This is a genomic window from Nocardia sp. NPDC057668, from assembly GCF_042799795.1.
In the GTDB taxonomy this organism is placed as follows: Bacteria; Actinomycetota; Actinomycetes; order Mycobacteriales; family Mycobacteriaceae; genus Nocardia.
The window spans coordinates 534109-555506 of the sequence record NZ_JBHVIC010000005.1; the positions used below are offsets into that span (position 1 = coordinate 534109).

Annotated in this window: 21 protein-coding genes; 9 read left to right on the forward strand and 12 right to left on the reverse strand. The window is 70.0% G+C overall.

What is annotated here, in order from left to right; translation table 11 throughout:
- Nucleotides 1-24 precede the first annotated feature (24 nt).
- Genes ACFVBH_RS29765 through ACFVBH_RS29775 form a run of 3 tightly spaced genes read left to right on the forward strand, consistent with a single transcriptional unit; the run spans nucleotide 25 to nucleotide 3588 of the window.
- A complete protein-coding gene (locus ACFVBH_RS29765; RefSeq protein WP_379006614.1) occupies nucleotides 25-1026 on the forward strand; it encodes a TetR/AcrR family transcriptional regulator in 1002 nt (333 codons plus the stop codon).
- Nucleotides 1023-1961, forward strand: coding sequence for an SDR family NAD(P)-dependent oxidoreductase (locus ACFVBH_RS29770; RefSeq protein WP_379006616.1), 939 nt, complete (start codon nucleotides 1023-1025; stop codon nucleotides 1959-1961). Before ACFVBH_RS29765 ends, ACFVBH_RS29770 begins: the two co-directional genes overlap by 4 nt.
- Nucleotides 1951-3588: an AMP-binding protein gene (locus ACFVBH_RS29775; RefSeq protein ID WP_379006618.1), complete on the forward strand. Its 1638-nt coding sequence runs from the start codon at nucleotides 1951-1953 to the stop codon at nucleotides 3586-3588. Before ACFVBH_RS29770 ends, ACFVBH_RS29775 begins: the two co-directional genes overlap by 11 nt.
- Before the next feature lie 139 nt (nucleotides 3589-3727).
- Here the strand turns inward: ACFVBH_RS29775 and ACFVBH_RS29780 are convergent, their stop codons facing one another.
- From ACFVBH_RS29780 to ACFVBH_RS29820, 9 genes are all read right to left on the reverse strand, one after another.
- Nucleotides 3728-4333 carry a hypothetical protein gene (locus ACFVBH_RS29780; protein WP_379006620.1) on the reverse strand — a complete coding sequence of 202 codons (606 nt, stop codon included), beginning with the start codon at nucleotides 4331-4333 and terminating at the stop codon, nucleotides 3728-3730.
- A gap of 16 nt (nucleotides 4334-4349) precedes the next feature.
- Nucleotides 4350-5306: an MlaD family protein gene (locus ACFVBH_RS29785; RefSeq protein WP_379006623.1), complete on the reverse strand. Its 957-nt coding sequence runs from the start codon at nucleotides 5304-5306 to the stop codon at nucleotides 4350-4352.
- Nucleotides 5303-6430: an MlaD family protein gene (locus ACFVBH_RS29790; RefSeq protein ID WP_379006625.1), complete on the reverse strand. Its 1128-nt coding sequence runs from the start codon at nucleotides 6428-6430 to the stop codon at nucleotides 5303-5305. The genes ACFVBH_RS29785 and ACFVBH_RS29790 overlap by 4 nt, the downstream gene beginning before the upstream one ends.
- Entirely contained in the window at nucleotides 6427-7530 is a 1104-nt protein-coding gene (locus ACFVBH_RS29795) for an MlaD family protein (protein WP_379006628.1), read from the reverse strand. The genes ACFVBH_RS29790 and ACFVBH_RS29795 overlap by 4 nt, the downstream gene beginning before the upstream one ends.
- Nucleotides 7527-8600 (reverse strand): MlaD family protein, encoded by a 1074-nt coding sequence (locus tag ACFVBH_RS29800; protein ID WP_379006631.1) that lies wholly within the window; start codon nucleotides 8598-8600, stop codon nucleotides 7527-7529. The genes ACFVBH_RS29795 and ACFVBH_RS29800 overlap by 4 nt, the downstream gene beginning before the upstream one ends.
- On the reverse strand, nucleotides 8588-9586 hold the full coding sequence (locus tag ACFVBH_RS29805; protein ID WP_354984514.1) for an MCE family protein: 999 nt from the start codon (nucleotides 9584-9586) through the stop codon (nucleotides 8588-8590). The genes ACFVBH_RS29800 and ACFVBH_RS29805 overlap by 13 nt, the downstream gene beginning before the upstream one ends.
- Complete coding sequence (locus tag ACFVBH_RS29810) at nucleotides 9583-10554, reverse strand: MlaD family protein (protein ID WP_379006635.1); 972 nt, start codon at nucleotides 10552-10554, stop codon at nucleotides 9583-9585. Before ACFVBH_RS29810 ends, ACFVBH_RS29805 begins: the two co-directional genes overlap by 4 nt.
- Before the next feature lie 67 nt (nucleotides 10555-10621).
- Nucleotides 10622-11482 (reverse strand): ABC transporter permease, encoded by an 861-nt coding sequence (locus ACFVBH_RS29815; protein WP_354984512.1) that lies wholly within the window; start codon nucleotides 11480-11482, stop codon nucleotides 10622-10624.
- Nucleotides 11482-12291 (reverse strand): MlaE family ABC transporter permease, encoded by an 810-nt coding sequence (locus ACFVBH_RS29820; protein ID WP_379006641.1) that lies wholly within the window; start codon nucleotides 12289-12291, stop codon nucleotides 11482-11484. Before ACFVBH_RS29820 ends, ACFVBH_RS29815 begins: the two co-directional genes overlap by 1 nt.
- 267 nt (nucleotides 12292-12558) lie before the next feature.
- On the opposite strand from ACFVBH_RS29820, the gene ACFVBH_RS29825 reads away from it, so the two are divergent.
- The 5 genes from ACFVBH_RS29825 to ACFVBH_RS29845 all read left to right on the forward strand — a co-directional run bounded on the left by ACFVBH_RS29825 (nucleotide 12559) and on the right by ACFVBH_RS29845 (nucleotide 17561).
- Complete coding sequence (locus tag ACFVBH_RS29825) at nucleotides 12559-13833, forward strand: PucR family transcriptional regulator (protein WP_379006643.1); 1275 nt, start codon at nucleotides 12559-12561, stop codon at nucleotides 13831-13833.
- Nucleotides 13834-14067: 234 nt separating this feature from the next.
- On the forward strand, nucleotides 14068-15051 hold the full coding sequence (locus ACFVBH_RS29830) for an alpha/beta hydrolase (RefSeq protein WP_379006646.1): 984 nt from the start codon (nucleotides 14068-14070) through the stop codon (nucleotides 15049-15051).
- Nucleotides 15052-15122: 71 nt separating this feature from the next.
- Nucleotides 15123-15341: a hypothetical protein gene (locus ACFVBH_RS29835; RefSeq protein WP_354984508.1), complete on the forward strand. Its 219-nt coding sequence runs from the start codon at nucleotides 15123-15125 to the stop codon at nucleotides 15339-15341.
- Nucleotides 15342-15346: 5 nt separating this feature from the next.
- Nucleotides 15347-16351, forward strand: coding sequence for a hypothetical protein (locus ACFVBH_RS29840; RefSeq protein WP_379006648.1), 1005 nt, complete (start codon nucleotides 15347-15349; stop codon nucleotides 16349-16351).
- Between the two features lie 58 nt (nucleotides 16352-16409).
- Nucleotides 16410-17561, forward strand: coding sequence for a lipase family protein (locus tag ACFVBH_RS29845; RefSeq protein ID WP_379006650.1), 1152 nt, complete (start codon nucleotides 16410-16412; stop codon nucleotides 17559-17561).
- Nucleotides 17562-17911: 350 nt separating this feature from the next.
- Here the strand turns inward: ACFVBH_RS29845 and ACFVBH_RS29850 are convergent, their stop codons facing one another.
- Nucleotides 17912-18412 (reverse strand): pyridoxamine 5'-phosphate oxidase family protein, encoded by a 501-nt coding sequence (locus tag ACFVBH_RS29850; protein WP_354984505.1) that lies wholly within the window; start codon nucleotides 18410-18412, stop codon nucleotides 17912-17914.
- 29 nt (nucleotides 18413-18441) lie between these two features.
- A complete protein-coding gene (locus tag ACFVBH_RS29855; protein WP_379006653.1) occupies nucleotides 18442-19887 on the reverse strand; it encodes an MFS transporter in 1446 nt (481 codons plus the stop codon).
- Nucleotides 19888-19973: 86 nt separating this feature from the next.
- Here ACFVBH_RS29855 and ACFVBH_RS29860 point away from each other — a divergent pair, with 86 nt between their 5' ends.
- Nucleotides 19974-20432, forward strand: a complete 459-nt coding sequence (locus tag ACFVBH_RS29860; protein ID WP_379006655.1) for a winged helix-turn-helix transcriptional regulator — start codon at nucleotides 19974-19976, stop codon at nucleotides 20430-20432.
- Nucleotides 20433-20669: 237 nt separating this feature from the next.
- Here ACFVBH_RS29860 and ACFVBH_RS29865 read toward each other — a convergent pair whose 3' ends face one another.
- On the reverse strand, nucleotides 20670-21353 hold the full coding sequence (locus ACFVBH_RS29865) for an alpha/beta fold hydrolase (protein ID WP_379006658.1): 684 nt from the start codon (nucleotides 21351-21353) through the stop codon (nucleotides 20670-20672).
- Nucleotides 21354-21398 lie beyond the last annotated feature (45 nt).

Consider the following 21398-nt stretch of genomic DNA (forward strand, 5'->3'; position numbering starts at 1 on the left):
GATTCCATGGGTATCTTGATACCCATGGCACGGATGAACCGGGCGGAGAGCCGAGCCCACACCCGTAACGCGCTGGTCCGGGCGGCCCGCGACCTCTTCGTGGCCGAAGGGCCGGCGAATACCTCGCTGGCCCGGGTGGCCGAAGCGGCCGGGTACTCGAAAGGTGCGGTGTACTCGAATTTTCAGAGCAAGAACGAGCTCTGCCTGGAGGTTCTCGAACTGATCCACGCCGAGACCGCACAGCGCGCCGAAGCCGCCGCCGCGACCGTGACCGCCGGGAGCCCGGCACCCGCCGAGCGGGCGGCCGATGGGTTGAAAGATTTTCAAACTCCCCCGCAGCCCACCGTTGAAGATCCTTCAACCGGCCGCGGCGGTGCGCGGACCGCGCTGCTGGCGGCCGCCGTCGACATCTTCACCGCACAGCGCCTCGACGAGGTCTCCACCACCGAGATCGCCCGCCGCGCCGGCGTCGCCATCGGCCTGATCACCTATCACTTCGGCAGCAAGCGCGGCCTGTACCTGGCCGCGGCCGAGGCGGTGGCGACGGAGTTCTGGGAGAGCCTGCGGGCGATGCGCGGTCCGGCCGTCCCGCGCCTGGTGCGCGGCCTCGACCTGTACTTCGACCATGCCGAGCGCTACCTGGGCTCGCCGCTGGCCCCCACCGCCCGCGCCACCGATCCGGAATTGCGCGCCATTCACGAGCGGTACTTCGACCAGCTGGTGAACGGCCTGCTGCAGGAGGTCTCCGGCGGACCCGGCACCGCGCTCATTCGCGCCTCGGTGGCGGGCTGGCTCGGTTTCGTCGAGGGCGTTGTCGCGGAGTGGCTGCGCACCCGCGAGCTCACCCGCGAGCAGGTGCGAGAACTGCTGCTGGCCAACTTCTTCGGCACCGCCCAGGCCGTGCTGTCCATGGACCCGGGCACGCCCCTGTCCTCGCGCGCGATCACCGCGCTGTTCGATCACTCCCGCCCCGACCACTCCCCCACCGCACACGCACTCGACGACGAGACGGAGCACGACAGATGACCACATCGCTCGACACCGGGCCGACCAACAGACTCGCGGCGGGCCCGCTCGGCCGCGGCATCGCCTGGCTGATCGGCCCGCGCGGCCTGCGGAATCCGGACCGGTTGCGCCGCGAGGTGGACGGCAAGATCGCCGTCGTGACGGGCGCGTCCTACGGCCTCGGCGAAGCCACCGCGCGCATGCTCGCCGCGGCGGGCGCGACGGTGGTGCTGGGCGCGCGCTCGGCCGATCAGCTCGATCTGATCGTGGCCGAGATCAAGGAGGCGGGCGGCAGCGCGGTCGCGATCCCGCTCGACCTGGCATCGGAGGATTCCGTCAATTCCTTTGCCGGACAAGTGCTCACGCAGTTCGGCCGGGTCGACTACCTGGTGCACAACGCGGGCAAATCACTGCGTCGTTCGATCCACCTGTCCTACGACCGGCCGAAGGATCTGGCCGCCACCACCGCCGCGAACTACATCGGCCCGATGCGGCTGACCCTCGCGCTGCTGCCGGGCATGCGCGAGCGCGGATCCGGTCACATCGTGAATGTCTCGACCGTGGGCGTGCTGTTCCCGGTGGCCCCGAAATGGGGGTTCTATCTCTCCTCCAAGGCCGCGTTCGACATCTGGATGCGCGCGGTCGGCATGGAGGCCCGCCCCGACGGCGTCACGCTGACCACCCTCTACGCGGGCGCGATGTTCACCCGCATGAGCGCGCCCAGCGGCTGGATCTCCGCGCTCCCCGGGCATTCCGCGCGCGAGGCCGGGTACATCATCGCCCGGGCCGTGGTGCGCAAGCCGCGCACGCTGACCCCCGCCTACGGCCGGCCGAGCGCGGTGCTGGCGGCGCTGCTGCAGAATCCGCTCGAGATCGGGGCCGGCCTGCTGTACCGCTTCCTCGGCGACACGCGGGCCTCGCTGGCCGTGGTCAAGGGGGACGGCAATGCCGCATGACACCAAGGGTTTCCGCTGGCGGGACGCGGCGCTGCCGCTGCTTGCCTCGGGTGCGCTGACGCCGGTCGGCCCGGTCACCGCGGTCCGGATCGGCGCCGCGCTGCGGCGGTACGGCCCCTCACTCGCGACGGTGCTGGCCATCTCGGCCGCCCGGCACGCCGATCGCACCGCGATCATCGACGAGCGCGGCGCGGTCACCTACGGGACCCTGCAGCGACGCGCCGAGGCCATCAGCGCCGCTCTGCACGCCCTGCACCCCGGCGCGAAAACCCTTGCGGTGCTGTGCCGCAATCATCGCGGCTTCATCGAGGCGACCGTGGCCGGAGCGCAGCTCGGGTGCGAGCTGGTATTCCTCAACACCGATCTGCCCGCCGCTCAGCTCGCGCAGATTCTGGATCGGCACCGTCCGGACATCCTGGTGCACGACGCGGAGTACGAGACCGCCATCGCCGGGACCGGGTTCGCGGGTACTCGCCTGTGCGCGGATGGCGGCACTGCCGAGCCGAGCCTGGATTCGCTTGCTCGGCAGTCGCATCCGGCCGCGCCGCGCGTGCGGGTACCGGTGAAGATCACCCTGCTGACCTCCGGCACCACCGGTCTGGCCAAGGGCGTTTCCCGCCCGATCAGTCAGCGCGTACTGCTGGAGATGGTGGCGACCTCGATGTCCGCCACCCGCTTCGGCACCCGTGATGTCCTGGTGCTCGCACCGCCGTTCTTCCACGGGTTCGGCCTCGCCCTGCTGACCGGAGCGCTGGCGCTGGGCGCGACGGTGATCACGCGCACCCGCTTCGATCCCGAAGTCGCCCTGGGCGATATCGAGCGGCACCGGGCGACGGTCTTCGTCGGCGTCCCGGTCATGATCCAGCGTCTGATGGCGGTGCCCGAGCAGCGCCGCCGCGAGTTCCGCACCGATTCACTGCGTTTGGCGGTGACGGGCGCGGCTCCCATCGCACCGGTGACGATTTCGAGGTTCCTGGCCGCCTTCGGCCCGATCCTGGTCAACGGCTACGGGTCCACCGAGGCGGGGGTGGTGTCCATCGCCACCGCCGACGATCTGCTGTTCTCACCCAAGACCGCCGGACGGCCCGCCATCGGGGTCTCGGTGCGCGTCCTGCGCGCCGACCGCACGCCCGCCGCGACCGGGGAGACCGGAACCATCTTCGTGCGCGGCGGTCTCGGCTATCACGGCTATGTGGCGGAAGCGAATTCGCCGGCCCCGGCCAAGGAGATCGTCGACGGCCACGTGAACACCGGCGATATGGGCCACCTCGACGCCGACGGCCGCGTGTACGTGGACGGCCGTGACGACGACATGATCGTCTCCGGCGGCGAGAACATCTATCCCAAGGAGGTGGAAGACGTGCTGGCCGACCATCCGGCGATCGGCGACACCGTCGTGATCGGCGTTCCCAGTGCGGAATTCGGTCAGGTGCTGCGCGCCTACGTGGTGCCCGCGGCCGGTCACGCGGCGCCCGGGGACGACGAGCTCAAGGCTCATATTCGCGCCCGGCTCGAGCGCTACAAGGTCCCCAAGGAGTTCCGCGCGCTGGACCGGATTCCGCGCAATCCGAGTGGCAAGGTGCTGCGCAAGCAGCTCGACGCCCGGCCGAGCGACCTCACGAGCTGACCGAAGATCCTGTGCCCCGGCATTTTCCAGCGACCGGGGCATCGGGTTGCGAACAGCTCGTCGCGTGGAATCGTGCCCGGGGCATCGCGACTCGGTGTACGGCACATCCTCCCCGGCCGGCGCACTGTCGCCGGGCCACCTACTTCGCCGGGAACGCCCCCTCGGCGCCGCCGACGTCCACGACCTGCCAGCCCTGCGCCCCGTCCACGCTGACGGTGTAGGTGACCGTGGTCTGTACCCCGTCCGGGTTCTGCGCGCTCTTGGAGGTGACGTTCACGAAGACGTTCACCCTGTACAGCTCCCCTTGTGTATCAGCGACTTTCGCGGCAAGGGGCGCGGCGGTCGATGTCCATTGGAGCGGGACCAGGATCTCCTGGAGTTTGCCCGCGGTGGCGTCGAACTTGCCGGCCAGCTGCGGCGAGGTGTTGGCCTTGAGCTTGCCCACCCAGGCGTCGGCCTGCCGGTAGTCGATGCTCGCCGCACCGACCGCGTAGTCGGTGGCGACCTGTTCGGCCCGGTGCTCCGCGCTCCGGGCGGCGTCCGCCGCGCTCAGGTCGGAGCGGGCAGACAGCCACAGTGTCGTGGTCGTTCCGGCGACCGCCGCCGCGGTCAGCAGTGCGACCCCGGTGACCAGGGTGGAACGGCGTATCGAGACGGTGCCGCTCGCGGTCGGCCGTGCAGGTGGCTTGTCCAGGCGCACTTGGCTCTCCGATGCCGTGGCGCTGCTGGATGTCTCGTCGCTCATGGGTGTCCTCGAACCTCTAGTTGACGGTGACCCGGAGCCGGATCGCGCCGTCGGGCGCGGTGGCGGCCAGGGCCTGGCTGATCAGTGCGCCGATATCGATGCGCGGGGCGGCGGCGGAGCTCTCGGCCAAGGGCCGCAGCACCGGAATCAAGGGCTGGAGTTCGGGGCCCGCCTTGTCGATCCAGGCGGTGAGCCGGTCCAGGAACGGCACCAGGCCCTGGCCCTCGAGGTACATGGCCGGGGTGTCGCCGGTACGCACCAGACGTTCCACGGCCCTGGCGATCTCGTCGACGCGCTGCCCGAACTCCACGAAATCCGGTGCGGCGGCGGTGAACGCGGGACCGGTCCAGGCCGTGTCCGGGACCATCGACTGCAGATCGGTGAGCATGGACGCGATCTGCGGGGACCGGGTCAGCACGGTGGCGGCGAGCACGTCGGTGGCGCGCGCCAGATCCGGCACCACGGCCTCGGTGCCCGCCAATGCCGTTCCGGCGGTGCCGATCAGGGATTCGATGGCGCGGGGATCGAGCTGGTTCATGACCTGGGTGACCACCCGGGCCACCTCGGGAATCGACGGCGGAACGCGCACGGCCTCGGTGCGCACCCGATCGCCGTCGACCAGGTGCGGTCCGTCCTCGGTATCGGGCACGAACTCGAGATAGGGCTCGCCGAGCGCGGACAGGGTTTCGATGGTCACCGTGCTGTCGACCGCGATCGGTCGTTCGGGTTCGACCTCGAGCCCGACCTCGATGCCCGCGGCCGCGCGCCGCAGCGAGGTGACCTCACCGACCTTCACCCCGAGCAGCAGCACCGGCGAACCCACCTGCAGCCCGGCTGTTTCCGGCAGCGCCATGGCGACCCGGATCGGTTCGGACAGCGGGTCGGCGCGCAGCACACCGAAACTCAGGTAGGCCACGCAGACCGCGCAGATGACGGCGATCCCGCCGAGGGAGAACACGTTGCCCGCCTTCATCGCACGGCTCCGATCATGCGCAGGGCGTCGAGCATGTGCTCGATCTGTTCGTCGGTGCCCGGGGTCTCCCCCGCACCGGTGATCCGCGCGGCGATGATGTTCGCCTTCGGGCCGTGCTCGACCCACGGAATGATCTTGTCGCGAATCAGGGCGACCAGGGCGTTGAGATTGGACGGCGCGTTCAGATCCAGTGGCCGCCCGGTCAGGGCCAGCGGCACGAACGCGGCCGCCGCCGCGTCACCGGATTGCGCGAGCGGAGCCAGCCAGGCCAGCGAGTGCGCGACCTCACCGAGCGCGCCCAGCACGCCGACCACACCGACGATGGAGGTCACCGAATCCGACACCTGCCGCACCCCGTCATCGGTGAGCAGTTCCGCCAGTTCGTCGCCGTTGGCGCGCACGCTCGCCGCGGTGCCGCCGAGCCCGTTCAGCAGGGATTCGACCTGCGCGAGATTCGCCGCGAGATCGATGGCGTCGCCGCCGACCACCTGCGCGATCCGGGCCGTCTGCGCGGGGTCCTCGGGCAGCACGGCGTTGAACCGGTTGACGATCTCCTGCATCCGATTGATCGCACCGCCCTGCACGAACGTCGCCATACCCGCGAGGGTGTCCTCGATCTGAATCGGCGGGCGGGTCTGCCGCAGCGGAATGGTGCCGCCCGCGCCGAGCAGCTCGCCGAACCCGTCCGGCGGCGTGGTCAGGGCGAGGTGGATATCGCCGAGCACCGTGTCCTGCCGCAGGTCGGCGGTGGTCGTGACGGGCAGGCGCACCGATTCGCTGATGCTCGCGCGCACCACCACGTAGCCGCCGTGCCCGCCGGGTTCCGCCGATTCGTGCACCGTGACGTCCTCGACCGTCCCGATGCGCACGCCGTTCGCGAAGATCTTGGCCCGCATGGGCAGATTCAGCGCGTTGCTGAACTCGATGCCGATCTCGTACGCGGGGCCGGAGACCTCGGTGCCGGGGATGGGCACGGCGGCCGGATCGAAGGCGCACCCGCCGAGCAGCAGCGTGGTGGCCGCCAGCCCGGCCAGGGCGCGCCCGGTCCCGGCCCGCCACCGGCCGGCGGATCCGGTCACCGTGGACCTGATCATCGACCGCCGGACGATCGAACGCCGCGTCATCGCGCACCCGCCATTCCCAGCACCAGCTGCACGAGTCGAAGGTCCACCAGGCCGTTCGCCGCACCCGCGCAGGTGCCGGCGGTGACCGCGTTCACCGCAGCGCAGACCTGCTCCGCTTGCGGCTGCGGAATCGCGAAACGAGGTGGCCGATAGGAGATTCCGGTGGCATCGGGCCGCAGATCGGTGACGGCGGCGAACGCGCCGGTCAGCACGGGAGCGGTACCGATGAGGTCACGCAGCGTATTCGCGTGTGCCCCGATGAATTCGGCCAGCGGCACGGTGGAGTCGAGCACCCGGAAGATGGGATCCCCGAAGAGGGTGGTGATGTCGTTGAGCATCGGCAGCACCCGCTGGAAGCCGTCGATGATCTCGACCGTGCGGCTGAACAATTCGTTGTTCACCTGGCCCAGTACCGAACTCAGCCGCACCAGCATGGATTTGATGTCGCCCCAGTTCCCGGCGATGCTGCGCGAGAGGGCCGACAGCGAGTCGATCACGCCGGCGAGGTGACCGATGGCGGCGTCGGGCGAATTCAGCGCGGTGCCGAGTTTCCGAATGATCTCGTTGAGCTGCGGCCCGGTGCCCGTGGTCGCCGCGTCCAGGGCGGCCACACCCCGCCGCAGCGCCTCCGGGCTCTCGCCGTCGGGACCCAGTGTCTGCCTGGACAGTTCGGCGAGCGCGCCGAGGGTCTCGGTCATGCTCTTTGGGGTCAGCGTCTTGGTGATGCACTGCGAACCGTCCCGGCGCGGCCCGCCCGGGTCGGGGCTCAACAGCGCCAGCGCGCGGTCCGCGATGATGGTCGGCGACACGGTCGTGGCCGAAACATCACCCGCGAGTGCGTAGTCCGCGTCCACGTCGAAGTCCACCCGTACGGTGCGCCCCCGGGGTTCCACCGAACGCACGGTGCCGATGGGCACGCCCCGCATGGTGACCTCGTTGCCGGGGTACAGCCCGATGCCGTCGGACATGATGGCGCAGTACGCGTTCTGCGCGCGCAGCGGCTGGACGATGATCAGGTAGCCCACCACCGCGAGCACCGCAACCGCGAGCGCACCCGCGGCAGACATGAATCCGCGCGAGCCGAGAAGTCTGATGATCATCGGCAGTCCCTGCCCCGCACCGGAACACAGAACTCACCGAACGCGGCCGGGTCTATCGCGGCCTGGGCGTCCAGGACCACCCCGGACCGGTCGACGGTGACGCCGGGTTCGGCTGTGGTCAGTGCGCGCAACTGTCCGGCCAGCGCCTGCACCGCGCCCAGCAGTGGCTCCAGCTGCGCGCCGAGCCTGTCCAATTCGGGGACAACGGCGGCGATCCGCTCGGCCATCGGTTTCAGGGTTCCCTCCCAGGCCGGTTGCACTCCGGCGAGCCGGCCGACGACCCGGTTCAGCGTCTCCACGGCGAGGCGCACCTCGGTGCGCTTGTCGCCGAGCACCGTTTCGAGCACGTTGACCTTGTCCACCAGTCGCTTCAGTTCACCGCGGGCGGTGACGAGTCCCCGCAGGTATTCGTCCGAGATGGAGATCGCCTTCGACACGTCGGAGCGCTGCTGGGTGAGCACGTCGACGAAGTTCTCTACGCCGTCGAGCATCCGGCGCAGCCCGTCCGGCGCGGTGGTCAGTGCCCCGGCCAGGGCATCGAGATTGCCGCGCAACGTCGCTCCGTCGACGCCGCGGATCGGCGCGGCCGCGTCCTGAAAGGCTTCCGCGAGACTGTAGGGCAGCCGCACTCGATCGGCCGGAATGCGCTCCGAGCCCAATGCGGTTGTCCCGGCGGGGAACAGCGCCACGTAGTGGCCCCCGACGACGGTGAGCATCCGGATGTCGAGGGAGGTTTCGCGGCCCAGGAACACGGCGCTGTCGACCGTGAACGTCATGAGCACGCGGTCGGGCCGCAGTTCCAGGCTTTCGACCTTGCCGACGGAGATGCCGGCCAGGCGGACGTCGTCTCCGGCCCGCACCGACTGCGCCTCGATCAATTCGGCGGTGTACGTGTGCTTTCCGAAGGGCACGGCGTACAGCACCGCGACCGCGGCGAGCGCTATGACGAACGCGAGCGCTCCGAACAGGCCGCGCCGGGTTTCCCAGCGGCGCTGGGCGGCCGCGTCGCGGGGGCTGTCGTCCCGGCGGAATCGGTTCCGCACACCGGCGGGAAGGGTCAGCGACGGCATATCGTCACCTGCTGTCCGGCAACGAGGATGGCCAGCGGCGCGGGGATGTCCGCGGCGCCGCGGCCGCATTCGGCAGCACCGCCACCGGGCAGCGTGGCGCTGAGACCGGCCACGACGCCGGGCAGCCTGCTCAACATGTCGAGGATGTCCTGTGGATTCGGGAACGCCGTGCGCAGCAGGGCGTCCAGATCGGGATTCCGCTGTTCGGTGAGGCCGGCCGTGGCGAGCAGCCGGTCGATGGGATCGAGCACCGGCGGGGCGGTGAGGGCGAAGTCGATCAGGCCGTCGATCTTGACCTGCAGGGATTCGAAGACATCGGAGAGCTTGGCGAGCAGTGTCACCAATTGCGGTGAGCGACCGCCGATGCGGTCGGAGATCTCCGCGAGATTGCGCACCAGCGTGGAGATCACGGCCTGCCGATCGGACACGTAGGAACTGAGCTGACCGATCGCGTCGAGCGCGGGGCCGATGCCGCTGCCGTTGCCGTCGATGACCGCCAGCATGCTCTCACCGAACCGGTTGAGCGCTTCCGGGGAGAGCGTGGACAGCACCGGTTCGAGCCCGTTGAACAGGCTCGTCACGTCGTAGGACGGCACCGTGCGATCGGTGCCGACATCGGTACCCGGGGAGGTTCGGGTACCCGGGGTTGCGGCCTGCTGAATGTCCACGTACCGCTGGCCGGTCAGGTTCTGGTAGCGGATGGCGAACCTGCTGTTGTCGTAGATCGCGGAGTCGTTCTCGACGTCGAGCTCCACCGCGGCCAGGTTCCCTTGCAGGCGAATAGTTTTCACCTTTCCGACCTGCACGCCGTACATGCGGACGTCGTCGCCCGTCTTGAGCCCGTTGGCGTCGGTGAACAGGGCCTGGAACTGGGTCGTCTCCCCCGCCACCGGCCGGCGGATGGCGGTGACGATCAGCGCCAGCACCACGAGCATGGCGGCCGCGAACACCAGGAGTCGCCAGCCCGCGCGCCACGCCGTATTCATCGTGCCTCCCCGGCGACGCCCAGCGGAACCGCCAGGGCCGGAACCAGTCTCAGATCCAGATCCACGTTCAGGACCGGGCCCGCCCCGGTATCGGGCATGGCCGCGCGCAGGCTGTCCAGTAGTGCGCGCAGTTCGGCGCCGGCTCGCTGCGGGTCCGGCACCATCCCGGCAGCATGGGACAGGATCGGAGCGAGCATGCCCGCGTACTCCGAGAACTGATCACCGGCGTGGTAGAGGGTGTTCTGCAGCGCGGGGAACAGCCGCTGCACCACCATGTCGATAGTGGCGTCGAACGTGGTTCTGTCGGTACGCAATACGTCGATGCGGTACACCTGCCCGATCACGTCCACGAGCGCGTCCGCGAAGACGCCGACCCCGTCCAGCGTGGACCCGTAGGCCCCGAACTGCTCGGACAGCGGCACGGTGCGGGTGTCCGCGACCGTGCGGGCCAGCACGACCATCGACTGCAGCAGCGGGGTGAAAGCGCCCACGTCACTGGCGATTCGCGCGAGCACACTCGACAGCTGCGGGGTGAGAACATCATTGGTCACCTGCGACAGCGAGCGCAGCAGACTGCCCATGGTGGCGTCGTATGCTTTGGCCGCGGCCGGACCGGTCAGATCGATCACCGCGCCCGCCCGCAGCGGCGCACCGCCCGAGCCCCGGCGCAGGTCGATCTCGCTGATGCCGAACAGGTTCGCGGCGGCGTAGTCGACCAGCATGCTGTCGTCCAGCGCCCGTGCGGCCTCGGGGTCCAGTCGCAGCCGAATGTATTGCGTACCGAGCTCTCCGGGCTCGATATCGTCCACCGTGCCCGCGGCGAGCCCGTCCAGCCGGACGTCGACGCCGGGCCGAATACCCTCGCCGATCCGCTCGGTCCGCAGGGTGACCGGCACCCGGTCGGGTTCGCGCAGACCCGAGGTCACCGTCCAGGCGACCACGATGGCCGTCACGACGACGGTGATCACGGCCCCCGCCGAGAGTGCTTGTTTCCTGTCGACCTGTACGCCAGGCATTCCGTAGTGCGGCATATCCCTATCCCGTGAAACTGATGGCCGCGTTGAATCCCCACAGCGCGATGGAGAGCACCATGTCGATCGCGATGATGGCGACGAAGCTCGCGCGGACCGCCCGGCCCGAGGCGATGCCGACGCCTTCCGGGCCGCCGACGGCGAAAAACCCCTGATAGCAATGGATCAGAATGACGGCGGTGCTGAAGATGGCGACCTTGGCGACCGCCGCGAGCATGTCGAATCCGGAGATGAACTGAAAGAAGTAGTGGTCGTAGACGCCGGCGGGCTGCCCGTGCACCAGGGTGATCAGCCCCCGGCAGGCGAGGTAGCTCAGCACGAGGGCGACCAGGAAGGTCGGCACGATGGCGACCACCCCGGCGATCACCCGGGTCGTCACCACGAAGGGCACCGACCGCAGGCCGAGCGATTCCAGCGCGTCGATCTCCTCCGAGATGCGCATGGAACCGATCTCGGCGGTCATGCGGCACCCGGCCTGGGCGGCGAATCCGATCGCGGCGGCGATGGGGGCGAGTTCGCGGGTGGTCGCGAAGGCCGAGACCACGCCGGTCACCGGCCCGAGGCCCAGCATGTTCAGCGTCGCGAAGGACTCCACGCCGACCGAGGCGCCCATGGCCAGCCCGAGCACGATCATCATGGGCACGGTCCCGCCGCCCACGATCACCGAGCCGCGGCCCCAGGTCATATTGGTGATCGCCCGCAGCGTCTCGGCGCGATAGTGCATGAGCGCCAAGGGAACAGCGGAGAGCACCTGCCAGGTGAAGCCCGCCGCGAAGCCCAGCGATTCGAACGGGCGCAGCACACCGCGCGGGCCGGGCAGCCGGTAGGTCCAGGCCAGCGCGCGCGGCTTGTACGGCGCGGCCATCACGCGAGCCTGGTCGGCAGGAACATCGCGGTGAGCTGGGTGATGGCGAGGTTCACCACCACGATGGAGACAACGGACAGCACCACCGCGGCGTTGACCGCGTCGGCCACGCCCCGGGGTCCGCCCCGGGCCTCGAGCCCGCGCTGGCAGGCCACGATCACCACCAGGAAGCCGAAGACCAGCGCCTTGGTCAGCGAGACCCAGACGTCGGCGGTGGTGGTGAACGAGCCGAAGGTCGCCCAGTAGCTGCCCGGGGTGACGCCCTGCCCGCCGATGGCCACGACGTATCCGGCGAGCACGCCGATGAAGATGATCAGGATGTTGAGCAGCGGCGCGACCAGCAGCATGGCCGCCATGCGGGGCACGACCAGACGCTGAATCGGGTTGATGCCCATGGTTTTCAGCGCGTCGATCTCCTCGCGGATGGTGCGCGCACCCAGATCCGCGGCGATGGCCGCCGCGCCCGCGCCGCCGAGCAGGAAGCCGGTGGCCATGGGCGCGCCCTGTTTGATCACGCCGAGGCCGCCGGTCGCGCCGAGCAGCGAATCCGCACCGAGCGTGTGGATCAGATTGCCGACCTGCACCGAGACGATGACACCGAAGGGAATCGCCATCAGCAATCCGGGCAGCGCGGTCACGGTGATCAGCCGCCAGGCCTGAATGATCGTCTCGCGCCACTGGAATCGGTTGCGCGCCATATCGCCGAACGCGACAGTGATCGACTCCTCGGCCATTCCGACGGCTCGACCGAAGGTGCGAATCGCGTCCACAACCGTTTCAGCGAAATTCTGGCGAACCACCGATCTCATGGTTCGCGGACTCGAGGCCCCGGCATTCCGAATCTCCCCCGCGCCGACCTCGACTACCACCCTGCGGCATCCTTCCCCTGGCCCGAATGCGACGGCCCGAAAAATCCGGACCGGTGTTCGAATCTAGGGCGGGCGCGTGAGGAGTGTCACTGCACGGATCGCAGAAGATCCCGATCGGTTTTTGTCTCCCGAGTGCAAGACAACTGTCCAGCGACGATGTTCTTCAGGAAACTTGCCGCAAACTCTGTCGCCGGTGACAATTTGGCGATGGTCGCCGTACGCCCCGAGCTCGATCTCGACTCCGCCCTCTTCCAGCGTTTCACCGCGCTGCTGCCCACCGTGGCGGAGGAACTGTTCGGGGCATCACTGGCCACCATGCCGGAGGTGGCCGAACTTCCGGACGATCACTTCACCCCCCACGTGCTGCCCGCCATCGTGGCGACCATGACCGGATTTCTGCACTCGCTACAGGAACAGCGTCCCTTCAGCGTCGCCGAGATCTCGGACCACATGACACCGGTGATCCAGCGCCACGTCGAAGAGCGCATTCCGGTGCGCGCGCTCATCGACGCCTTCTTCGGCGGCGCGCGCCGGCTGTGGACCATGGCGCTGGAACTGGCCGAGCCCGAGGATCTTCCGGACCTGGTCGCGTTCTCACTCACGCTGTTCGACCTGCTGAACAATCTCACCCTGGCCATGGCCGACGACTACCTGGCGGTCGAGCAGTCGTTCACGGGCATCGAACGCGACGCCCGGCGGGCACTGTGCGCGGCACTGCTGCGGGGTGCGGACGTCGGCGAGCTCGCCGTCAGCGCGGACCTGACCCCCGCCGCGGAGTACGACGTGCTCGCCATCCGCGTCCGCTCGGCGGCCCACGCCGAACCGCTCGCCGGGCACGCCATGGCCCGCCGCCGGCTGCGCCTGGTGCAGAACGCGCTCGACGATCTCGTGGGCACCAGCGCGCTGCACACCTTCGACGGCAGCTCCGGTATCGCCCTGCTGCCGGTCCGTTCCGACGGCGTCCGGGCCAGGTACCTGCGGCTGGCCACGATGCTCACCCAGCAACTCGGGACCGCGGTGCTGCTCGTACCGTGGCCCCGCGTCGCCACCGCCGAACTGCCCGAACCCGCGCGGCAGGCCGCCGAGCTCGCGGAGCTGGCCGCCATGCTGGAACGCCCGGGCGGGGTCTACGAATTGGACGATCTACTGCTGGAATTCCAGTTGACGCGGCCCGGCCCCGCCCGGGACCGGCTCGCCGACCGCATCGCGCCGCTGCTCGATCATCCGCATCTGCTGGAATCGCTGGACGCCCACATCCGATTCGGCGCCGATCGCAAAGCGGCGGCGGCGGAAGTGCACGTGCATCCCAACACCTTCAGCTACCGTTTGCGCCGCGTGGCCGAGCTGACCGGCATCGATCCGGCCGATCCCGGGGGCTCCCGATTGATCGCCGCGGCCTTGATCATCCACCGGCTCTATCCGGCGGAGAGCCCTGCGCGCGTGGACAATACACCCGTCGAGCGCCTTGTTTCCGGAGACTAATCGGCCCGCGCGCTTTCTCCTCTCGGTGCAGTGACGCGCCCGTCCTGGACTGCCAATACTGATGATTCGGCCGCGGCGACAGGTCGTGTCCACCGGTGCCCGGAGACTATCCGGGCACCGGCCGGGCGCCTCCTGCCGACACCGGCCCCGGTCCCGCCGGCGGCGCATCCGCGGCGGAACCGCGACGACGGCGCACCGGCGCGCCGCCGTTTCGCAGCAGAGGGAGGCAGGGGCATGGGCTCCGAATTCATGGCCGCGCCAGCGGCGTTCGCGCGCACCGATTTCGACGGGGTGAGTCGACAGGGTCGGATGGTGCACGCGTTCGTGCGCGGCACCGTCAAACCCGTCATCAACGTGTGGTCGCGCGGTCCACAGCGGCGCTGGCCCTACCCGGCTGTCGATCAGCTCGGCCGTGTGCTGCCGCCGGTGCGCGGGGTGAAACGCGAAATCCGTTCGCTCCCGCACTGTTCCGCAACGCTGACCACCCCGGCGCGACGCGTGGGCGGGCGGTTCGTCATCTACGCGCACGGTGGCGCGTTCCTGGTCGGGGGTCGTCAACTGCATCGGCACATGGTCGGTCGCCTGGCGACGCTGCTCGGCGCGCAGATGCTGAGCGGGCAGTACCGGAAACTGCCCCGGCACACCATCGCCGACGCGGTCTCGGACTGCGTCGACGCGTACCGGCACGCCCTGGATTCGGGAGCGGACCCCGCGGAAATCGTGGTGATGGGCGATTCCGCGGGCGGCTATCTGACCATGATGACCGCCATCGAGATCAAGCGCCGAGGGCTGCCCGCGCCCGCCGCGCTGGTGGCCATGGCACCCCTGGCGGACTGGGATTTCACCGCCAAACTGGCAGCGCCGTCGGCGGCCACCTGCGCGGTGTTCCCCTCCGCCATGGTGCCGATCTTCGGCGAGTTCGTGCGCGCGGCCGTTCGCGACACGGCGCTGGAGTCACCCGCGCATTGCGACCTGACCGGGTTGCCGCCGACGCTGATTCAGGCCAGCCGCGACGAAATGGTCTATCCCGACGCGGTTCTGCTCGCCGAGCGTCTCGGCGCCCACGGTGTGCACACCGAACTGCAGACCTGGCCCGGTCAGGTGCACGTGTTCCAGGCGGCATCCGGTTTCGTCCCGGAGGCCACCCGCGCGCTCGGCGAGATCGCCGGTTTCGTCGACCGCATGCTCGCCGGGCCGCGGTTGTCCCGCACGGCCTGAGCGAGAACCGCATTGCCCGAGCATCATTCATCGCACCGCCGTGCGATCAACCCGACAGGAGCATCGCCCGAATGACGGACCCCAGGGCCGAGCTGTACACCGAACTCGGGGGTGAGCCGCGCACCGTACTGGACGCGCTCACCGACCGGGAGGCCGAACTCCTGCTGCGCCACCTGCGGCAGGCCCGGACCGATCAGCACGAAAGCCTGTTCCAGGCGATGGATTCGGCCCTGGGGGTGCTGCCCGCGCTGCTGCGCAGGCCCGCCCGCTCGATTCTGTTCGGAAAGTGAGCACGATGACCGACCTGGTGACCCGTGGCCAGCTCGACCTGCTGGCCCAGACCGTGGCCGCCCCGGCGGCCGAGCTGGAATCGCTGGCCCGGCTGGGCGCGGACGACATTCGCGCACTGCGCGAACGGATTTCGGCGCTGCTGTACGACGCGCACGCCGACACCTTCGCGCGGGTGTCGAAGCTGGCCCCGTTGATTCCGAACGCGCTGGCCGCCAAGGTGGCGCTCAAGGCGGTGCCGCCGGAGGTCGCCGGTCGCGCGGGCGGCGCGATCGGCATCGACCACCCCGATCGCGCGGCGGGGCTGCTCGGCGCGCTGACCACGACCTATATGGCCGATGCCGCGCCGTTCCTGGATCCGCGCGCCATCGCGGTCCTCGCACCGCGCATCCCGGCCGCGGTGCTCATTCCGGCCGCGAACGAACTGCTCGCCCGGCGGGACTACGTGACCGCCGCGAGCTTTCTCGACCACGCACCCGACGAGCTGATCGCGGACTTCGAGCGCGGCATCGACGACGACGCCGGGCTGCTGCACACGGCCGCGCTCGGCTCGTCCGCCGAGCGGCTCGCGCACGTGATCCGGCTGCTGCCGCCCGGACGCCGCGACCGGATTCTGCGCGCGGCGACCTCCGGCGACACGGCGACGGCGCTGGCCGGGCTGTCCGTGCTCGCCCGGCTGGACTCCGCCATCGGGCGTGAGCTGTGCGACACGCTGTTCGGCGGACCCGATGTCGCGACCGGCATCCTGTTCACCGCCGCGCACGCCGCTGGCGCACAGGTCGAGCTGCTCACCTGCCTTGCCGCACTTGATGATTCGGTCCTCACCAGCCTCGCCCAGCATCCGGCACTGGCCGAACGAGAGACGGTCGAAAAGCTGGCTGCGGCGGCCGGCACGGACGAGCACCGGACGGCGTTGCTCGCCATCGCGTCGTACGGTGGCGAGGACCTGCGCGGCTGGATCGCCGCCGCCCTGCCCGAACCCGCCGATCAGCTGACGGAGGCCGCACGATGAGATGCTCGACCATCACCGATGTGCTGAGCGGGCACGATCAGCCGTCCGAGGCGCGCTGATGCGGCGGCCGACCACGCCGCTGCGCGCGGCTGCCCTGCGTCACCGCGACTTCTACCGTCCGGCGGCGGGCGGGGTGGCGGCGGGGCCGCCCGGAACCCTGGTGCGCGCCGAGCCCATGATCGCGCGGCTGCTGCCGGGCATCGCCCTGCGGGCGCACGCGTGGCGCGTGCTGTACACCAGCACCACCGCGCTGGGCGCGCCCGTCGACGTCTCCGGGACGGTGCTGGTGCCGCGCCGGCCGTATCCGGGGCAGCGGCCGCTGATCGGTTACGCGATCGGCACACAGGGACACGGAGCCCATTGCGCGCCGTCACTGCAACTGCTCACCGGGCTCGAGTACGAGACGGCGCTGATCATGGCGCTGCTGCGGCGGGGATGGGCCGTCGCCCTCACCGACTATCCGGGACTCGGCGCTTCGGGGCGGCACCCCTACATCGTCGGGCGCGCGCTGGGGCCGGCGGTGCTCGACAGCATGCGCGCCGCGCGGCAGCTGGAGGCGGCCGCGCTGCCGCCGGAGGGACCGGCGGCGCTGTTCGGCTATTCCGAAGGCGGGACCGCGGCGGGCTGGGCCGCACAGCTCCAGCCCACCTACGCGCCCGACATCCCGCTGGCCGCGGCCGCGCTCGGCGGGGTGGCCGCGGATCTGGAATTCCAGGGCGAGTTCCTCGACGGCGGACGGTTCGCCTGGCTGCTCGCGTACACCGCGCTCGGGATGGACGTCGCGTATCCGGAGCTGGACCTCGACGGCTACCTCACCCCGGCCGGGCGGAAAATGGCCGCGCGCCTGGCGGATACGCACATCGTCACCCAGATCCTGACCGGGCTGCCGTTCCGCTTCGACCGGCACCGGTATCTGACCGAGGATCTGATGGCTCACCCGGACTGGCTGGCGCGGTTCCGGGAGAACCGGCTCGGCGGGATCGCACCGGCCGCGCCGGTACTGCTCACCCACGGGCAGCGGGACCAGGTGCTCGGCTACGCGCAGGCCCCCGTGCTGCGCGACGATTGGACCCGGCTCGGGGTAGATGTCACCTTCCGGGGTTTCCGCGGGCTGGAACACCTGACCGCGGGCCCGGCACATACGCGGGTGGCCGTGCCCTGGCTGGCCGGGCAGCTCGGCGAGGGTCGCCGCCGGCGCCGCGCCGCCTGACCCGAAGCGCTGCGGCGCCCACTCGGCGGGTGCGGTGTCGAACCCGACCACCGGACACCGCTTCGCCCACACGGGAGGCCCGGATCCGGATTGAATCGGTTGCGGTACAGCATCTTTCGCTTGGCAGTGCCATGCAGGCCCAGCGGGCCGCCGCCCCGGCCGGGCCACCCGAGTGGGCCGTGCGAATCCCGTCGCCGGATGAACCGTGGAGCCGAATCGGCGTGTGGGCCGGCGGATTCGCCGACGTGCCGACCGAGCGGCGGATTCCCGCCGTTCACACGGGAAAGGCCCGGAGCCGCACCGAATAGGTTGCGGGGCCGGGCCTTTCGGCTGACCGTGACACGGGGGGCTCAGCGGACGGCCACCTCGGCGGGGGCCTGCCAGAGCGTGCTGCGCAGGTCCCGGCCGCGAATCACCTGGATGCGCCAGGGGTCGAGCTTCAGCATGTGCAGCTTCGGATCTTCGATGCCGGTCCAGAAATTGCTCAGCGGATAGCCCGCGCCCCGGGGGCTGGTGTTCAGGTACAGATTCCAGACGTGCTGACGAGTGGTCAAGTCCTCCAAGGGAATCCAGTCGGCGGTAGCGTCGATGTGCACCGAGTTCTGTTTGCGATTCCAGTAGGAGAACGTGGTGTTCGGGTTGTTCGCCAGGTGCGCCTCCTTGACGGGGGTGCGGTAGGTGGCGAGCCAGCCGACGGGGTTGCCGTCCACCGTCTCCCACACCGGGATGAGCACCCGGGCGCGAGGGCGGTTCTTGCGATCCACGGTCACCATGTGGGCATAGACGGTTTCGCCGATGTAGTCGTCGAACTGGGTCTCGATATCGGCGAAAGCCGTTGTCTTGGCGGTCATGTCGATCTTCCTCTCGAATCGAACAGCGGTCAGGCCGTGGCGGTGGCGGGGATCTCGGCGGGCTCGGCTGCCGTGGAGCCGGCGCCGCGGCGCAGGCCGAAGGCGCCGAGCAGGCCGGCGAGGACCACGGCGATCACCGGGACGAACAGGGCAGTGCGGATCGCGTCCATTCCGCTCGCGCCGGAGGCGAGGGCGGCCACGTGCACCGCGGTGACCGCGGAAACGCCCAGGGCGAAGCCGAATTGGAAGGCGGTGTAGAGCAGCCCGCCCGCCAGGCCGTGCTCGCGCTCGTCGATGCCGTCCGTACCCGCGATGGTCAGCGGGCCGTAGACCAGGGCGAAGGAGATGCCGAGCAGGATGAGCGCGGGCAGAATCGCGGTGTAGGCGGTGTCCAGGCCCATGGGCAGCAGGAGCAGGTAGGCCACCGCGGCGATGACGACGCCGCCGAAGACCACCCGGCCGTTGCCGAAGCGTTCCACCAGTTTCGGGGTGAGCAGCGGCGCGAGAATCGCGTCGATGCCGATCACAGCCATGGCCAAACCGGTCTCCATGGTGCTCCAGCCGCGCAACTCCTGGAAGTACAGCGCCGCCAGGAACTGGAAGCCGGCGAAGGAGCCGATGAACAGCAGGGCGATCACGTTGGTGCGCACCAGGTTCGGATTGCGCAGGATGCCGAGGCGCACCAGCGGATCGGCCACGCGCCGCTCGGTGAGCACGAAGAGTCCGAGCAGCGCCAGACCCGCGGCGAACACCGCCGCTGTCAGTGCGGGACCCTCACCCGGGTGTTCGAGCCGGACGACGCCGTACACCAGCAGCATCATCGCGCCGGTCACCGAGATCGCGCCCACCACATCGACCGTGCCGCGCTCGGACCGCGGTCCCTCGGCGTCGCGTACCAGGGCGAGCGCGGCCACCAGGATCAGCGCCGAGAGCACCACCGGCGCGAAGAAGACCCAGCGCCAGCCGAAGGTGGTGAGCACGCCGCCGACCACCATTCCGAGCGAGAAGCCGCCCGCACCAACTCCCGCGTAGACCAGCAGCGCGCGGTTGCGCACCGGCCCCTCCGCGAAATTGGTGGTGATCAGCGAGAGCCCGGCCGGCGCCATGAACGCCGCGGCGACACCGGTGACGAAACGGGCGGTCAGCAGCATCCAGCCCTCGGTCGCGAAACCGCCGAGACCGGAGAACACCACGAATACCGTGAGCCAGAACAGGAATACGCGCCGGCGACCGAACAGATCCGCGGCGCGGCCGCCCAGCAGCATGAACCCGCCGTAGCCCAGCACATAGGCGGAGACGACGCCGCTGAGCATGCCGGTGGACAGGCCCAGATCGGCGCGAATGGACGGCAGCGCGACGTTGAGCATCGCGACGTCGATGCCCTCGAGGAAGATGGCCCCGCTCAGGACGGCGAGTACCGCCCACGCACGGGCGGACATGTCGGTGAAGACCGCGGGCGGCCTGGATTGCAACATCGTGCAACTCCCTTGATCAACGGTTCCCCAGCGTGGGGTCGGTTACTTCTTGTTACCAAGGGAAGTTTCGGGCAAGATTCGATCTCATGGAAGACGGCACATTCAAGTCACCCGGTGACTGCGGGGATACCGACCCTGACCTGTACGCGGTGCACTGGGACGCGCGCAACGACTGCGAGGTGCGCCAGATTCTGGACCGCGTCGCCGACAAATGGTCGCTCCTGGTGATCGCGCTCCTCGAGGAGCGGACCCTGCGCTTCAGCGAACTCAAGTACAAGATCGACGGGGTGAGCCAGCGCATGTTGAGCCGCACCCTGCGCCAGCTCGAACGCGACGGCCTGGTGGAGCGCACGGTCTACCCGACGGTCCCCCCGCGCGTGGACTACGCGCTGACCCCGCTCGGCGCGAGCCTGCACACGACCATCAAGGCGCTGGTCACCTGGACCGAGGCGCATCAGAACCAGATCGCCGCGGCGCGAGACAACTACGACCGGCAGCAGGCACTGGCCGAGTCGGGCGCGCTACCCGTGGCGCTCGCGCACTGACGCTCGGGAGTCGTCGGCCGTCGCGAAAATTCAGGCCACCGACGGGATCGACTCCCGCGAGGTACCGGCCGACCTCGAAGTGTGCTGGTACGCAGCCGGATTCGTAGGCCGACTCGGGCACGCACGTCGCGAGGAGCCCGTTCGGTCGGCGCGGCCGGCACACCGCCGGGATTTCCCGCCGCCTACACGAGCGGGCGCGGCGGCGTTCGGGCCGTCGCGTGGCGACGGCCCGCCGGATCAGGCCGACGCGAGGAACTCGGTGACGACGCGCGTCAGCGCTTTCGGGTCCTCCAGCATCGGGAGGTGGCCCGTCGCCAGCTCGCGGGGAGCGGCGGGGGTCAGCCGGGCGGCGTAGCGGCGTTGCAGGGCGGGGGCGAACTCGCGGTCGGCGGTTGTCACCACGTAGCCGGCCCTTTCGGGAAAAGCGTGCGGGGACAGGCGATCCCGGTACAGGCGCTGCGACTCCGGGGTGAAATCGGCAACGAGGCGGGTGAGGTCGTCCTCCCCCAGCCCGGAGCCGAGGCCGGCGCGAATCGCCTTCTCCGGCGGGCGAGTTCCCGCGATGCGCATGATCGGCCCGATGACATAGCGCTGCGGCACGGGCAGCGCCGAGACGAACGAGCCGCCGGGTACGGGGATCGAGGCGGCGACCCCGAGCACCCCCGCAACCCGATCGGGGGCGGCCGCGACGATCTCACCGGCCACGGCCCCGCCCGCCGAATGCGCGACCAGGACGAAAGACCCCTCCGGGGCCTGAGCCAGCGCGGCCTCGGCGTACTCCCGCAGGCTCGCCCGGCCACCCCGGGGATGCTCCGCGACCACCGATGACACCGGCAACTCGGCGCGCACCGCGTCCCAGATCCACGCGGGCAGCCCCGCGCCGCTGAGGAACAGCACCGGGGTGGAGGACTCGAGCGGCATATCCGCTCCTTTCCGACTAGTGGCGAGCCCGGATCGCGCCCGGGC

Bases quoted from the DNA above. Each gene is read 5' to 3' on its own strand.
- ACFVBH_RS29765 (WP_379006614.1), top strand. From the start codon at position 25: ATGGCACGGATGAACCGGGCGGAGAGCCGAGCCCACACCCGTAACGCG.
- ACFVBH_RS29770 (WP_379006616.1), top strand. From the start codon at position 1,023: ATGACCACATCGCTCGACACCGGGCCGACCAACAGACTCGCGGCGGGC.
- ACFVBH_RS29775 (WP_379006618.1), top strand. From the start codon at position 1,951: ATGCCGCATGACACCAAGGGTTTCCGCTGGCGGGACGCGGCGCTGCCG.
- ACFVBH_RS29780 (WP_379006620.1), bottom strand. From the start codon at position 4,333: ATGAGCGACGAGACATCCAGCAGCGCCACGGCATCGGAGAGCCAAGTG.
- ACFVBH_RS29785 (WP_379006623.1), bottom strand. From the start codon at position 5,306: ATGAAGGCGGGCAACGTGTTCTCCCTCGGCGGGATCGCCGTCATCTGC.
- ACFVBH_RS29790 (WP_379006625.1), bottom strand. From the start codon at position 6,430: ATGACGCGGCGTTCGATCGTCCGGCGGTCGATGATCAGGTCCACGGTG.
- ACFVBH_RS29795 (WP_379006628.1), bottom strand. From the start codon at position 7,530: ATGATCATCAGACTTCTCGGCTCGCGCGGATTCATGTCTGCCGCGGGT.
- ACFVBH_RS29800 (WP_379006631.1), bottom strand. From the start codon at position 8,600: ATGCCGTCGCTGACCCTTCCCGCCGGTGTGCGGAACCGATTCCGCCGG.
- ACFVBH_RS29805 (WP_354984514.1), bottom strand. From the start codon at position 9,586: ATGAATACGGCGTGGCGCGCGGGCTGGCGACTCCTGGTGTTCGCGGCC.
- ACFVBH_RS29815 (WP_354984512.1), bottom strand. From the start codon at position 11,482: ATGGCCGCGCCGTACAAGCCGCGCGCGCTGGCCTGGACCTACCGGCTG.
- ACFVBH_RS29820 (WP_379006641.1), bottom strand. From the start codon at position 12,291: ATGAGATCGGTGGTTCGCCAGAATTTCGCTGAAACGGTTGTGGACGCG.
- ACFVBH_RS29825 (WP_379006643.1), top strand. From the start codon at position 12,559: ATGGTCGCCGTACGCCCCGAGCTCGATCTCGACTCCGCCCTCTTCCAG.
- ACFVBH_RS29830 (WP_379006646.1), top strand. From the start codon at position 14,068: ATGGGCTCCGAATTCATGGCCGCGCCAGCGGCGTTCGCGCGCACCGAT.
- ACFVBH_RS29835 (WP_354984508.1), top strand. From the start codon at position 15,123: ATGACGGACCCCAGGGCCGAGCTGTACACCGAACTCGGGGGTGAGCCG.
- ACFVBH_RS29840 (WP_379006648.1), top strand. From the start codon at position 15,347: ATGACCGACCTGGTGACCCGTGGCCAGCTCGACCTGCTGGCCCAGACC.
- ACFVBH_RS29845 (WP_379006650.1), top strand. From the start codon at position 16,410: ATGCGGCGGCCGACCACGCCGCTGCGCGCGGCTGCCCTGCGTCACCGC.
- ACFVBH_RS29850 (WP_354984505.1), bottom strand. From the start codon at position 18,412: ATGACCGCCAAGACAACGGCTTTCGCCGATATCGAGACCCAGTTCGAC.
- ACFVBH_RS29855 (WP_379006653.1), bottom strand. From the start codon at position 19,887: ATGTTGCAATCCAGGCCGCCCGCGGTCTTCACCGACATGTCCGCCCGT.
- ACFVBH_RS29860 (WP_379006655.1), top strand. From the start codon at position 19,974: ATGGAAGACGGCACATTCAAGTCACCCGGTGACTGCGGGGATACCGAC.
- ACFVBH_RS29865 (WP_379006658.1), bottom strand. From the start codon at position 21,353: ATGCCGCTCGAGTCCTCCACCCCGGTGCTGTTCCTCAGCGGCGCGGGG.